Annotated in this window: 13 protein-coding genes and 1 pseudogene; 11 read left to right on the top strand and 3 right to left on the bottom strand. The window is 61.6% G+C overall.

Annotation, left to right across the window (positions count from 1 at the left end):
• The first annotated feature begins 142 nt into the window (after positions 1 to 142).
• From V9T28_RS01015 to trmD, 3 genes are all read left to right on the top strand, one after another.
• Complete coding sequence (locus V9T28_RS01015) at positions 143 to 1,024, top strand: foldase protein PrsA (RefSeq protein WP_245424057.1); 882 nt, start codon at positions 143 to 145, stop codon at positions 1,022 to 1,024.
• Positions 1,021 to 1,554, top strand: a complete 534-nt coding sequence (rimM, locus tag V9T28_RS01010) for a ribosome maturation factor RimM (RefSeq protein ID WP_116400372.1) — start codon at positions 1,021 to 1,023, stop codon at positions 1,552 to 1,554. Before V9T28_RS01015 ends, rimM begins: the two co-directional genes overlap by 4 nt.
• Before the next feature lie 104 nt (positions 1,555 to 1,658).
• Complete coding sequence (gene trmD, locus V9T28_RS01005; RefSeq protein WP_116400371.1) at positions 1,659 to 2,354, top strand: tRNA (guanosine(37)-N1)-methyltransferase TrmD; 696 nt, start codon at positions 1,659 to 1,661, stop codon at positions 2,352 to 2,354.
• A gap of 33 nt (positions 2,355 to 2,387) precedes the next feature.
• Here trmD and V9T28_RS01000 read toward each other — a convergent pair whose 3' ends face one another.
• Positions 2,388 to 3,518 (bottom strand): alpha/beta hydrolase, encoded by a 1,131-nt coding sequence (locus tag V9T28_RS01000; protein WP_158554766.1) that lies wholly within the window; start codon positions 3,516 to 3,518, stop codon positions 2,388 to 2,390.
• A gap of 449 nt (positions 3,519 to 3,967) precedes the next feature.
• On the opposite strand from V9T28_RS01000, the gene V9T28_RS00995 reads away from it, so the two are divergent.
• The 4 genes and pseudogenes from V9T28_RS00995 to V9T28_RS00980 all read left to right on the top strand — a co-directional run bounded on the left by V9T28_RS00995 (position 3,968) and on the right by V9T28_RS00980 (position 8,925).
• Positions 3,968 to 5,806, top strand: a complete 1,839-nt coding sequence (locus tag V9T28_RS00995; protein WP_116400368.1) for an ABC transporter ATP-binding protein — start codon at positions 3,968 to 3,970, stop codon at positions 5,804 to 5,806.
• Positions 5,807 to 6,004: 198 nt separating this feature from the next.
• Positions 6,005 to 7,438, top strand: a complete 1,434-nt coding sequence (locus V9T28_RS00990; protein WP_147306424.1) for a tetratricopeptide repeat protein — start codon at positions 6,005 to 6,007, stop codon at positions 7,436 to 7,438.
• A 57-nt stretch (positions 7,439 to 7,495) separates the two neighbouring features.
• Positions 7,496 to 8,043, top strand: a pseudogene (locus V9T28_RS00985) (ATP-binding cassette domain-containing protein); the annotation flags it as partial.
• Positions 8,044 to 8,196: 153 nt separating this feature from the next.
• Complete coding sequence (locus V9T28_RS00980) at positions 8,197 to 8,925, top strand: DUF2161 domain-containing phosphodiesterase (protein WP_116400366.1); 729 nt, start codon at positions 8,197 to 8,199, stop codon at positions 8,923 to 8,925.
• Here the strand turns inward: V9T28_RS00980 and V9T28_RS00975 are convergent.
• Positions 8,917 to 9,852 carry a LysR family transcriptional regulator gene (locus V9T28_RS00975; protein ID WP_116400365.1) on the bottom strand — a complete coding sequence of 312 codons (936 nt, stop codon included), beginning with the start codon at positions 9,850 to 9,852 and terminating at the stop codon, positions 8,917 to 8,919. The genes V9T28_RS00980 and V9T28_RS00975 overlap by 9 nt on opposite strands.
• Before the next feature lie 113 nt (positions 9,853 to 9,965).
• Here V9T28_RS00975 and V9T28_RS00970 point away from each other — a divergent pair, with 113 nt between their 5' ends.
• From V9T28_RS00970 to V9T28_RS00955, 4 genes are all read left to right on the top strand, one after another.
• Positions 9,966 to 10,352, top strand: coding sequence for a carboxymuconolactone decarboxylase family protein (locus tag V9T28_RS00970; protein ID WP_116400364.1), 387 nt, complete (start codon positions 9,966 to 9,968; stop codon positions 10,350 to 10,352).
• 117 nt (positions 10,353 to 10,469) lie between these two features.
• Positions 10,470 to 11,075, top strand: a complete 606-nt coding sequence (leuD, locus tag V9T28_RS00965; RefSeq protein WP_116400363.1) for a 3-isopropylmalate dehydratase small subunit — start codon at positions 10,470 to 10,472, stop codon at positions 11,073 to 11,075.
• A gap of 76 nt (positions 11,076 to 11,151) precedes the next feature.
• On the top strand, positions 11,152 to 12,336 hold the full coding sequence (locus V9T28_RS00960; protein ID WP_116400362.1) for a lytic murein transglycosylase: 1,185 nt from the start codon (positions 11,152 to 11,154) through the stop codon (positions 12,334 to 12,336).
• Between the two features lie 137 nt (positions 12,337 to 12,473).
• Entirely contained in the window at positions 12,474 to 13,241 is a 768-nt protein-coding gene (locus V9T28_RS00955) for a DUF1223 domain-containing protein (protein WP_116400726.1), read from the top strand.
• A gap of 48 nt (positions 13,242 to 13,289) precedes the next feature.
• On the opposite strand, the gene V9T28_RS00950 is transcribed toward V9T28_RS00955, so the two are convergent.
• A complete protein-coding gene (locus tag V9T28_RS00950) occupies positions 13,290 to 13,922 on the bottom strand; it encodes an inner membrane-spanning protein YciB (protein ID WP_116400361.1) in 633 nt (210 codons plus the stop codon).
• Positions 13,923 to 13,924 lie beyond the last annotated feature (2 nt).

Raw genomic sequence — 13,924 nt, 5'->3', positions numbered from 1 at the left:
AAAATTTAACCAAAATCGTGAGGCATAAGAATCTAACGTATTCCGGGTTGCCCTAGAACCGTCAATCGGTCAGTTTACGCGCCGACTCAAGATCCCCCATGCTGCTGGCGCGAAACGCCGGCCGACCCTGGAGCTAGTTCGTATGTCGCAAGTTTCTAACGCATTCATGACGTCCGCCAGCCGTAAGATTCTCGTCGGTGCGGCTTTTGCCGTCGTGGCCTTTGGCACCCTGTCGCCCGCCTCGGCAAAAGTGTTGGCCAAAGTGAATGGCGTGGAGATCACCGATGAGGACGTGGCGACCGCCGAAACGGAACTGGGGAGCAGCCTGCCCTCGAGCCTGGATGGGGCCGAGAAAGACAAATACGTGCTCGAATACCTTATCGACGCGAAAATCATGGTGCAGAAGGCCGAGGAACAAAAGCTCGGCGACACGCCGGAATTCGCCCGCGCGCTGGCTTATTACCGGGAAAAGATTTTGACCGACAAATTGATGGCCGACATTGCCAAGACGGCCGTTACCGACGAGGCGATGAAGAAAGTCTATGACGAGGCCGCCGCGAAGATGAAGCCGCAGGAAGAAATTCATGCGCGCCACATTCTCGTGGCCACCGAGGACGAAGCCAAGGCCGCGCTGAAGCGCATTCAGGCCGGCGAGGATTTCGCCAAGATCGCTGACGAACTGTCCAAGGACCCGAGCGGGAATGGCGGCGATCTTGGCTGGTTCACCAAGGATAAGATGGTGCCGGAATTCGGCGAGGCGGCATTCAAGCTCGACAAGGGGCAGGTGTCGGAGCCGGTGCACAGCAACTTCGGCTGGCATATCATCAAGGTCGAAGACAAGCGGATGACCAAGTTCCCAGCCTTCGAGGACGTGAAGGACCAGGTCGCCCGCTATGTCGCGCAAAAGGCGCAACAGGACGCCGTTGCCGACATGCGCAAGAACGCCAAGGTCGAACGTTTCGATGCTCCGCCCGCGCCGGCCGACAATACGGCCCCTGCCCCCGCGGCTCCCGCCAAGCCGTGACGCGCCCGCGCGTTCTCGTCGCCACTTTCGGCGCGGCACATGGCATTCGCGGCGAGGTCAGGGTGAAGAGTTTCACCGCTGATCCCGCCGCTTTCGCCACTTATGGACCGCTGCAGGCCGAAGGCGGCACGCAGATGTTCGAGATCGCCGGCGCCCGGCCGCTCAAGGACGATCTGTTCATCGTCCGCATCAAGGACGTGAACGACCGCACCGCCGCCGAGGCGCTCAACGGCACCGGCCTCACGGTGGCGCGCGAACTTTTGCCGCCCGCGCAGGCGGGTGAATATTACTATTCCGATCTCGTTGGCCTGAAAGCCGTGACGGACGATGGCGCGGCGATCGGCACGGTCGTCGCCGTGCAGAATTACGGCGCCGGCGACATTCTCGAAATCAAACCTGAGGCGGGCGGCGACACGCTGCTGCTGCCGTTCCTGGACGCAGTTGTCCGCTCCGTCGACCTCGACGCGGGCAGGATCGTCCTGAACTTGCCGCAAGAGGTTGCGGGGGAGCCTGACGCCTCTCATTCATAAGGCGGGCCGGCAAATCGTATCGAGGCCGGCCGGATTGCCTGTTGGACGTTTATTGCCTATGCGCAGGAGATGACCAGATCGATCCTCTCCCCGCGAGCGCCGACATGACGGATACGCCGGCTTGGGCCGTCACGCTCTTCACGCTCTATCCCGACATGTTTCCCGGACCGCTTGGCCAATCGCTTTCCGGCGATGCGCTGGCGCGCGGGCTCTGGTCGCTGGAAACGCGCAACATTCGCGACCATGGCCTTGGCCGTCACCGCGCCGTGGACGATACGCCGGCTGGCGGCGGGCCCGGCATGGTGATCCGCGCCGACGTGCTGGCGGCGAGCTTGGATGCTGGCCTTTCGGCCGATGATACGCGGCCGCGCCTGCTGATGAGCCCGCGCGGCAAGCCTTTGACCCAGGAGCGCGTGCGCAGCTTGAGCGAAGGGCCTGGTGTCGTCCTGATCTGCGGCCGGTTCGAAGGCGTCGACGAACGGGTCATCGAAGCGCGCGGGCTCGAGGAAGTGTCGATCGGCGATTACATCCTCTCGGGCGGCGAAATCGCCTCGATCGTGCTGCTCGACGCCTGCGTGCGCCTGTTGCCGGGCGTGATGGGCAAATTGGAATCGGGCTCGGAAGAAAGCTTCGAAAACGGCCTGCTCGAATATCCGCATTACACCCGCCCGCGCGAATGGGAAGGACGCACCATTCCCGACGTGCTGCTGTCGGGCGATCACGCGAAGATCGCGCGCTGGCGGCGCGAACAGGCGGAAGCGATCACGCAGACCCGGCGGCCGGATTTGCTTAAGCGCTAAAGAGCATAACGATGTTGACGCGTGTCAGACCCGTCACATCCCGCCGCCGCCATTGCGCAATGTCACCGTATCGAAAATCGTCTTCGGCGCCCCAAGCACCTGGCCCGCCGCGTCGAGAACGAATCCGCCGACGCTCGTGGGCGCATTCGATTTCTCCTGCACGCCATTGAGCTGCCGGCCGATGTTCTGGATGATCGCCGGCGACTCGGCAAATTTCGAATGGTTGAGCGCATCGTTCGAATCGACCTTGGTCATGTCGATGACAATCATGCCCGCCTGTTGAATGGCCTTTTGCGCTTGCGGATTGTCGATCACCGCGGCCCCGGCACGCACCCGTCCGGCGAGGCGTTCGGAAACTTGCAGTGCGTAATCGTTGCGCGAGACTAGCATCACGATCGGCGGCTTGCGCGGGCCGATCAGGAATATGTCCTTGCGAAACACATCCAAATCGACGTCGGGAGACGCGAGAATGACTTGGCCCAGCTTGCCGCCGAATTCCACGTCGCCGCGAATCCGTGCCTGCCGCAGCATCTCGACCGTGAGCCAATTACCCATGGAATGCGCGAGCAGGTTGATCTTCTTCACGCCCGGAGTCGCCGCCAGCACGTGGATCGTGTGTTCGAGCTGATCGCGCGAATAGGTCGAGCTTTCGCGATCATACAGATAACCGGACAATTCGCCCTGCGAGGGCCAGGAGAACAGCACCGAGGCGCCGCGATAACCTGAATCGTTGGTGATCTGCGCCATCCGGAACACGGCTTCCTGATGGGTCGTGTTATAGCCGTGAATGAAGACCAAAACCTCGCCGCTCTTGCCGAGATGCTTCGTGACCTCGGCGCGAAACTCCGCCTCGCTCAGGTCCCGATTCTGCGTCGTGACGAAATTGCGGCTCGGATCTCCCGGCAATTCCTCGGGCGCCTCGAGCGCGCCGTCCTTGTGATTGGGCGGGATCGACACATCGACCTTCTGAAACAGCAGCCCGTCGCCGCGCTTGGTCGAGAAGGCGTCGGTGGCCGGATCAAATTCGCGCGTGGTCGCGACGATCACGTCGACCTGTTTGGCCTGCGGATCCGTCTGCGCCACGGGAGTGAGAATGCCTGGCGGCGGCCGCCCGCCGCACGCGGATAGGATCAGGCACAGCGCCAAAGCCGGCGCGGCGATCAAAGCCCGCCACCCGCATCCGCGACCTGAAGTTTTCCCGTTCTGCGCGATCACATCTGCCCCCAGAGAGGGGGAGGATTGCGATGATCGCAGCCAAAGTCAATCGTCTTTGGCAGAACCGCGGCTCGGCTGCGGCCGTTATGCCACATGTGCTGCGCTTCGTGCCGTCTTGCAAAAATAGCAGGCGCGCGATATCGCTTTTTGCTGTATGAAGGCGGTCCCTCGATCAAAGAGGGTCTCATGTTCACGCGCTCGCGCCAACCTGGAGGGTCGAATGGTAAATTTGCTTTCGTTCATTCACCCGGCGACCGGTTGGCTCATGGGTTTGTCGCGCTGAGTTTTCGTCTTTCGCTTCCTTAAATTTCGCGTCCATCGCCGCGTTTTCGTCGCCTTGATCCGCCAGTTTGCATTTGCGCCGCTGGCTGATGGACGCTCCGCCTCTTGGATTCGCCATGTTTGCCTTTTTTGAAAAACTGATCGACCCATTTGCGCCGCACGACGAGTCGATGCCGCCGCGAAAACTGGTGCCCTTCATCCTGCGCTACGCCAAACCGGTGTGGCGGCAGGTGCTGTGGCTCATGCTCATCGGCTTGATCGTCTCGCTCATCGAAGTCGCATTGCAGCAAGGAATCGGCCGTCTCGTCGACGCATTGAACGGCACCAATCCGTCGCGTGTTTTTGCCGACCATCTGTTGATCATCATCGGCGGGGCAATCGTTCTCGTCGGCCTGCGGCCGTTCGCGTCCTTCCTGCACGATGCATTCGTGGGACAGGCCTTCACGGCCGGCCTCACCAACCGCATCCGCTGGCAGAATCACCGCTACGTGCAACGGCAATCGGTGAACTTCTTCGCCAATGATTTTGCCGGCCGCATCGCCTCGCGCATCGTGCAGACGGGGCCGGCGGTGCGCGAGACCGTGGTCAAGTGCGTCGACGCATTCTGGTTCGTCGGCATCTATTCGGTCAGCGCCACCGTCATCTGCTTCAGCATCGACTATCGCCTCGCGATTCCGATGATCTTTTGGAACATCGGCTTCGTGTCGGTGCTGCGGTATTTCGTGCCCAAGATCGGTGCCTGTTCGGTCAACGTCTCGCATATGCGCTCGTTGCTGACCGGACGCGTCGTCGATGGCTACACCAATATTCAGACCGTAAAACTCTTTGCCTCGCCCGAGCGCGAAGACAATTACGTGCGCGAAGCTCTGGTGCGCCACACCGGCTACCTGAAGGCCGAAATGCGGCTGATCTCGTTGCTCAACCTGAGCATCAATCTGTTGAACGGCGTCATGATCTTCGCCACCGGCACGCTCGCCATCTGGTTCTGGTCGAACGCGCAGATCAGCGTCGGCACGGTTGCGATCGCGTGCGGCCTGACCTTGCGCGTCAGCAACATGTCGAGCTGGATCATGTGGGAGGCGATCAACATCTTCGACAATCTGGGCCAGATCCAGGAAGGCATGGAGACGATCTCCAAACCCAACGAATTGATCGACAGGTCCGGCGCAATCGAGCTTGCCGCGCCCCGCGGCGAAATCCGCTTCGAGCATGTGCGCTTCCACTATGGCAAGAAGGGCGGCGTGATCGATGATCTGTCGCTCATCATCCGCCCGGGCGAGAAGGTCGGATTGGTCGGGCGTTCGGGTGCGGGCAAATCGACCATCGTCAATTTGCTGTTGCGCTTCTACGATGTGGAGCGAGGCCGTGTGCTGATCGACGGGCAGAATATTGCCGATGTGACGCAACATTCGCTGCGCCAGCGCATCGGCCTCGTGACGCAGGACACGAGCCTGCTGCACCGCTCGATCACCGAGAACATCCGCTACGGCCAGCCCGAAGCGACGATGGAACGGGTCAAGGCGGCGGCGCGCCAGGCGCATGCGCACGAGTTCATCCAGACGCTCACCGACCCGTACGGCAATGTGGGCTATGAGGCGCAAGTGGGCGAGCGCGGGGTCAAGCTTTCGGGCGGCCAGCGCCAGCGGATCGCGATCGCCCGCGTGCTCCTCAAGGACGCGCCGATCTTGGTGCTGGACGAGGCGACCTCGGCGCTCGATTCGGAAGTCGAAGCCGCGATCCAAGAGAGCCTCTATGCGCTGATGAAGGGCAAGACGGTGATCGCCATCGCCCATCGCCTGTCGACCATCGCCGCCATGGACCGGCTGATCGTCATGGACCAGGGCGAGATCGTCGAAATGGGCACGCACGACGAACTGCTGCGCCGGGACGGCCTCTACGCCGGCCTGTGGCGCCGCCAGTCGGGCGGGTTCCTGGATTTGGAGGCGGCGGAGTAGAGGGCGGTGCCGATTGGGTGCAGGCACGGCGGCGAGGCGGAAGGCGGCACCAGACTTTCCGCCTCGGGCCGTGCGGAGCGTGGCGCAACAATCCGGCCAACATAGCCGCCCTCATTTGTGAGGCAGATTACGAAGCGGGTGGCGAGATGGCGCTTAAATGCGGCTTGCGTCAGCAATATCTGGCTGGGCGAGTCCGTCATGACCGATGCAGTGTCCAACTTGCGCAAGTGGTTAAGTTCGCCTCCCGCGGCGCATCAGCGCGACGAGAATCGTGACACACGCCGGTGGCTTATGAACGAGCAGCTACAGAGCGTGGAATGGGTCGCGAGTTGGATGGCGTTACTGCTATTCGCGGTCGTCGCAGTTTATAGTCTCGCTGTGGGCGGTAGCGATCCATCGATGGGCTATTCGTGGCGCGCATTCTACGTATTCGGGGTTTTCGTCGCGGCCGGCGTGGCCGGTGTCATATTTGGCGGATTTATGGGTTTTATATTCGGCATCCCGCGCATCTTGCGACAGGGTTACGATCAAACTCCGAAGACCTCTGGCACCGAACCGAGCGGCACAGGCAGCCAGGGCAACAACAATCGCGCGCTACCAGCCTTTGCGGGAAACACCAATCTCGAAGAGATTTCCGACTGGCTGACCAAAATCATCGTAGGCTTAGGCCTCACCCAGGCCCTCAACATATATCATGAAGTGTTGACGCAGGCGTCCGCATTCCAACACAGCGCAATGCAAGGTGTCCCCGGCGCCAGCGCCTTCTTGCTTATTATCGCGACCTCGACACTGGTCGGAGGATTCCTATTTTTCTACCTCGAAACACGCACGCGCGTCATGCTCTTGTTATCGGACTCCGATGCCGCACTATCCTCCTTCGCCGTCGATCAGAAATCCGTCGACTTATCTCTCGATGCACCAATCGGCACTGACCATGTGGTCGAGGCGAACCCATCGACCCCGCCCATTCCGGCTAAAGCCCTGTCCGACGCCGATAAGAAATTACTGGATATTCCTTTCAACGATTTGAATTCTGACGTGGAATTTGCAGCCTGGGCCGGAGCGCAGGCGAGAGCCAGGAACTATCAGGCTGCCATTCGCGCCATTCTCGAGGCCATTGGGCGCGATAGCGGCAATCGCAGATATCTCATCATGCTTGGGGAAATCCGCCTGCAACAGGGCAACGCGCAGGCGGCGGTCGACGCTTATTCCGAGGCGAGCGACAAATATCCCGATGATCCCGGCATTCTGAGACGGGAAATGTATGCGTCGCTTTATGTGCCCGCTCCCACAGGTTTCGAGCGCGCACTGCAAATAGCGAGCAAACTTCAAAAAATCGACCCGCGTTCTCCTGATCCCATGGTGCAGGTGTGGCTTGCCGCCGCCTATGGGCAACAGTTTACCTGGCTGGAACAAAACAATGGGAGCGATGCGGATAAGTCGCAGGCGCGAGAACACGCGCTTGCCGCCGTACGCGAGGCGATCGGCACGCAGCAGAACGCAGGTGGCTCGATCCGAGCCTTGCTTCGCGGAATGCTCGATTCTTCGCACCCCGACGCCGCGCCCGGAGACGATGACCTGAAGTCTTTTGCCAGCGATCAAGAGTTTCGGAATCTCATCTTCGGACCCTAAATTCTTGGCGCCGCGATATCGCGCGACAATTGACTTGCAGCCGCGAGGCCTTGCCGTTCGGGCGCGGGCAAATCGACGATCGTCAATTTGCTGTTGCGCTTCTAAGACGTGGAGCGGGGCCACGTGCTGATCGATGGGCAGAATATTGCCGACGTGACGCAACATTCGCTGCGGCAGCGCGCCAGGCCCATGCGCATGACTTCATCCAGACGCTCACCGGCCCTTACGACAACGTGGGCTATGGTGCGCAAGTGGGCGGGCGCGGCGCGAAGCTCTCGGGCGGCCAGCGCCAGCGCATCGCGATCGCGCGCGTGCTTTTGAAGGACGCGCCGATCCTGGTGCTGGACGAAGCGACCTCGGCGCTCGATTCGGAAGTCGAAGCCGCGATCCAGGAAAGCCTCTATGCGCTGATGAAAGGCAAGACGGTGATCGCCATCGCCCATCGCCTCTCGACCATCGCCGCCATGGACCGGCTGATCGTCATGGACCAGGGCGAGATCGTCGAAATGGGCACCCACGACGAATTGCTGCGCCGGGACGGCCTCTACGCCGGCCTGTGGCGGCGCCAGTCGGGCGGGTTCCTGGATCTCGAAGCAGCGGAATAATCGGCCGGGGCACGCGCCCCGGCCGATCACCGCAAATCGACCTAAAATGAAGGACGCGTCTTGAACCGATTCCCCCATCACGTTCGACGCGCATTCACACTTACTTTGCCTGTTGCCGCTATCTCATATGGGACGCAACATGATGAGGCGTCCATGGAAACCATGCTCTATCAACCGGTCAAAGCCTATCTCGAAGGCTTGGGCTTTCAAGTGAAAGGCGAGATCGGCGGTTGCGATCTCGTTGGGTTGAATGGCGACGATCCACCCGTGGTGGTGATTGGCGAGTTGAAACTCAGCTTCAATCTCGAACTCGTGCTGCAAGGCATTCACCGCGCGACGGCCGGCGATGAAATCTGGCTCGCGGCGTGTCTATCGGCTCGCGGCAAGGGACGCGAGGCCGATGCCCGTTTTCGTAATCTATGCCGACGCCTCGGCTTTGGCATGCTCGGAGTGGATGCGCAGGGCGGCGTCCATGTGCTGGTGAGCCCGCAAGCGCCAAGCCCGCGCCGCAACCCCAAGCTGCGCTCAAAGCTCGTGAAGGAGCATCAAAAACGCCGGGGCGACCCGACCCAAGGCGGCAGCACGCGCGAACCGGTCATGACCGCCTATCGCCAACAGGCACTCGCCTGCGCTGGCGCCCTCGCCACCGGGCCACAGCGATTGCGCGATCTCAAAGCCCAGGTCCCCATCGCCGCCTCGATCGTCGGCAGCAATTTCTATGGCTGGTTTGAGCGGGTAGAGCGCGGCATCTATACCCTTACCGACGCTGGCCAGGCCGCTCTCAAGCGGTGGCCGGAGGAGACGCCACCAGCGCCAAAGGTGCGTCGAGAGGCGAAGCACAACGCAAAAAGAACCTCCGCCACGCGTGCTGTCCTAGTCTGAGGAGGATCCATCAGAGACAGACGGCAATCGTGTCCGCGCCGCGCGGCGGCCAAATCGCTCCAGCGCGAACTCCACGAACATGCGGATCTTGGCGGTCGGGCGCCGGTGCCGGAATGTCATCAGATGCATGGGCTTGGGCGTCGGCAGGTAATCGGCCAGGATCGGGATGAGCCGGCCCGCCGCCACGTCGCCGTTCAGCAGCACTTCCGGCTGCATAATGATGCCAAGGCCACTCAAGGCCGCGGTCCGCAACGCCTCGCCATTGTTGATGGACATGGCCAGCGACACCGGCACATGGATCATCCCGTCCGGCCCCCGCAATCGCCATTCACGGCTTGCGATCGGATGGGCGAGGCCAAGGCAAGTGTGGTGTGAAAGGTCCGTGGGATGGAGCGGCGTGCCCCGCTTCGCAAAATAATCGGGCGACGCGCAGATGATCGAGGCATAGGGATCGAGGGGCCGGGCGATCAGCGCGGAATCCGGCAGATCGCCAATGCGGAAGGCGATATCGAAGTCCTCGTTCACGAGATCGGCGAGCCGGTCGCTCACGACGAGATCGACAGAAACGGTCGGATACTTTGCAATGAACTCGGCGCAGGCCGGGGTCAGGGCATGCACGCCGAAGGACACTTGCGATACGATTTTCAGCCGCCCTTTCGGTATCGCTTGCAGATCGGCGACGTCAAGTTGCGCATCCGTCACCTCGGCCAAGATCTTCTTGCAGCGCTCGTAATAGAGACGGCCGGCCTCGGTCAGGCTCTGCCGCCGCGTCGTCCGATTGAGCAATTTCGTGCCGAGGCGATCCTCGAGGGAACGCACATGGGTGCCAACCATCGTCCCGGTGAGGCGAAGCTCCTGCGCGGCCGCAGCGAAACTGCCCCGCTCGACGGCTTTGACGAAGACCGAGATGCTTTCAAGCTGACCCATAATTGGCAGGTTTTATTTGGCAAAGATCGAAAATAATCGGTCTTTATCAGAAAATAGCTCTCATTCACAAGTCGGACCGCGGCCGTGAACGGCCAAGTGAACAGGAGCCGAATATGTTTGTCTCAAACCCGGAATTGCGTGCACGGGGTCTCGCGGTCTTCGAAGAGCTTTTTGGCGGCGAAGCCATGGCGGCGGTCAAGCGCGATATGGACGGGGTCTGCCCCGATTTCATCGACATGACCATCGAATGGGCCATGGGCGGCATCACCGCCCGTCCCGGCCTCGATCTCATCACCCGCGAACTCGTCGTCATTGCCTCTTGCGTGACGCTTGGCCACACGGTCACTCAATTGCGCGCCCACACCCAGGCGGCGCTCGAGGCCGGCGCGACGAAGGAGCAGATCGTCGAGGCGATCCTGCAAATCCAATTCTATGCCGGCGGCGCCTCGGTCCGGAATGCGCTTGCCAATGTGAAGGACATCCTGCAGGCGGCGGCGTGAGGCGAGGCCAACGGCCCGCGTTTCGCGCAGGAGAATTGCGTTCGCCGGCCTTTGCGCCGGCGGGCGAGCTTTGCTAAAAGGGCGCCAGACAGGTTTTTCGTGAAGCTCGGAACAAAAATGGACAAGTTCACCACCATCACCGGCGTCGCCGCGCCGCTCAAGATCATGAACGTCGACACCGACATGATCATCCCGAAGCAATATCTCAAGACGATCGCCCGCACCGGCCTCGGCAAGGGTCTGTTCGCTGAGATGCGCTACAATGAAGATGGCGGCGAGAACAAGGATTTCGTGCTGAACAAGCCCGGCTACCGGCACGCCCAGATCCTGGTGGCGGAAGACAATTTCGGCTGCGGCTCGTCGCGCGAACACGCGCCCTGGGCGCTGCTCGATTTCGGCATCCGCTGCGTCATTTCGACCAGCTTCGCCGACATTTTCTTCAACAATTGCTTCAAGAACGGCATCCTGCCGATCCGCGTGTCGCCGGAAGACCTCGCCAAGCTCATGGACGATGCCGACCGCGGCTCCAATGCGACGATCACGATTGATCTCGAAAACCAGGAGATCCGCGGGCCGGACGGCGGCACGGTGAAGTTCGACGTCGATGCCTTCCGCAAACATTGCCTGATGGAAGGGCTCGACGACATCGGCCTCACCATGGTCAAGAGCAAGGCGATCGACACCTATGAGGCGAAGGCCGCCAACGAGCGGCCCTGGCTGTAAGACGAGGCTGTTCTAAGCCTCTTTTAACCATATTATTGCCTCATGGGGTCTGAAGATTCGCCCCATGAGGATAAGTATGTCCGCCCGCACCGTCCGTCTCTCCGCCTTGGCCGCGGTCGTCCTTTTTGCGGCGAGCACACCAGCGCTCGCGGATTTCGATTCCTGCCTTGCCTCGCTCCGCCCGGCCGCGCTGGCGAGCGGCGTCTCGGCGGAAACTTTTGACGGTGCGACGAGCGGCCTTGAGCCCGACATGAAGGTGCTCGACTTCCTCGATTATCAGCCGGAATTCAAGGCGGAGATCTGGCAATATCTCGCTGCGGCGGTGGACGACGAGAAGATTGCCGACGGCCAAGCCGAGATGCGGCAGTGGAGTTCGGCCTTGAGCGCCGCCGAAAGCCGCTTCGGCGTCGACCGCTATATCATCGCCGCCTTCTGGGGCATGGAATCGGATTATGGCCGCTCGATGGGCAAGCGGCCCCTGGTGCGCTCGCTCGCGACCCTGTCCTGCTTCGGCCGCCGCCAGGCCTATTTCCGGGGCGAGTTCAACGCGACACTGAAGATTCTGGAGAGCGGCGACATCGCCGCGGACCGGCTCAACGGCTCCTGGGCCGGCGCCTTCGGCCAGACCCAATTCATGCCATCGAGCTTCCTGAAACTCGCCGTCGACATGGAAGGCAATGGCCGCCGCGACATCGTCGATTCGGTGCCTGACGCGCTAGGCTCGACCGCGAATTTTATGCACCGCGCCGGCTGGGAGCCCGGCATGACATGGGGGTTCGAGGTGATCCTGCCGGCCTCCTATTCGGGTCCAAGCGGCCGCTCAGCGAAAAAGCCGGCGTCCTTCTGGGAGGGACACGGGCTTCGGCGCGCCGACGGCCGCTCGCTGGGCTCGGGCGAATATGGCCTGTTTCTGCCCATGGGGCGTGAGGGGCCGGCCTTTCTCGTCACGCGCAATTTCGATGCGATCTACCATTACAACAATGCCGATTCCTACGCGCTCGGTGTCGCCCTTCTGTCCGACCGCCTGCGCGGCGGCGGTCCGCTCGTGACCCCCTGGCCCACCGACGATCGCGGCCTGTCGCGCGAGGAGCTGAAACAGGTGCAGGCGCTGCTCAACCAGCACGGCTACGACGTGGGTGACCCGGACGGCGCGATTGGCACGAAGTCGCGCGAGGCCATCGCCGATTTCCAATCGCGGCACGGCCTGGACCGCAACGGCCAGGCCACCGGCAAATTGCTCGACGCGCTGCGGGCGAACTAGAAACTGAAGATGATAAACGTCAACATCGGCGTGATCGCGAACACACGCGGCGTCACCGCAACGTGATTGGCCCGTGACGACCATTTCCATTTAATGTGCGCTCAAGATCGTTGAGCGAGGCTCGTATGTTGTGTTTCATGAACATCCGAAAAGAGCTGCGGCGCGTGTGGTTGGGTGTCGGCGGCAGCGCGCTCCTCGCGGCCGCGTTTTTTGCGCCTTATGTGCAGGCCGGTGACGCACCGCGTGCCGTAGTCGAACTCTTTACCAGCCAGGGCTGTTCCTCGTGTCCGCCGGCCGACCGTCTGATGGGCGAATTGGCCAAGAACCCGCAATATGTCGCCATGTCCTGGCCGGTGGATTATTGGGACTATATGGGCTGGAAGGATACGCTCGCCTCGCCCTTGTTCACGGGCCGCCAGAAAGCCTATGCCGAGGCGCGCGGCGACGGGCAGATCTACACGCCGCAAGCGGTCATCGACGGGCTGACCCATGTGGTCGGCTCGGATTCGGGCGCCATCCAATCCGCCGGCACAGCGCTGCAAGGCCAGCACGGCGCGTTGAGTGTCGCGATGACGCTGAGTGAGACCCCGAACGGCCTGCACGTGATGGTCGCGGGCGCGACAGCCGAAAGCGGCACTAGCGCGAGCCTCTGGTTGCTGCACATCACGAAATCGAAAGCCGTGGCGATCGGGCGCGGCGAGAACAGCGGCCACACCGTCACGTACACGAATGTCGTGCGCGCGTTCGCGAAAATCGGCGATTGGACCGGGGCACCGGCAAGCTACACGATTCCAGCGGCGCAGCTCAAAGCGCCCGACGCGGAAGGCTATGTGCTGCTGCTGCAAGCCGGCGCGCCGACAAGCCCCGGCGTCATTCTCGCGGCGGCAAAGAGCGCGAATTTGTGAGGCTGGATTCCCTTCTCCCGCAGCGGAGCTGGGGGAGAAGGTAGCAAGCTACGCCTCATCCTCTTTCAATTCATGCTTCATCAGCAGCGGCACCTGCGTCATCATGAAGAGAAAGATCAGGATCGGCACACCCGGGAATTTGAAATAGATCCAGTAATTCTTGGTGAAATGATCGCGCCAGATCACTTCGTTGAGCAGCGCGAGCGTGAGGAAGAACAGGCCCCAGCGCAGCGTCAATTTGCGCCAGCCCGCCACATCCAAATTCAACGCGCCATCGAAGAGAACCGGCAGCAGCACTTTGCCGAACCCAAGGCCGCCGAGCAGAAAGCCGCTGAACAAGAGATAGATGATCGTGACCTTGATCTTGATGAATTTCGCATCGTGCAGGAACAGCGTGAGGCCGCCGAAAAGCCCGACCATGATCGCCGTCACCCACAACATCACCGGCGTGCGGCGGAAGACGAAATAGCTCGCGGCGAGCGCAACGGCGGTTGCGATCATCAAGACGGATGTTGCGATGAACATCTCGGGCCGATCGCCGATGTAGAGGCTCGGCGGCAAGACCGCGCGGAACAACGCCGGCTTGTTATAGGCCAGCAGGAACAGGGCCAACGGACCGTAATCGATCAGAAGCTTGACGCCGGTATTCGATTTGCCTGCCGTGACGCTCACATCACTCATAC

The organism is Methylovirgula sp. 4M-Z18 (assembly GCF_037890675.1).
Lineage (GTDB): Bacteria > Pseudomonadota > Alphaproteobacteria > Rhizobiales > Beijerinckiaceae > 4M-Z18.
The sequence above is the reverse complement of the archived record's forward strand: the minus strand, read 5'-3'. Positions and strand labels throughout refer to the sequence as shown.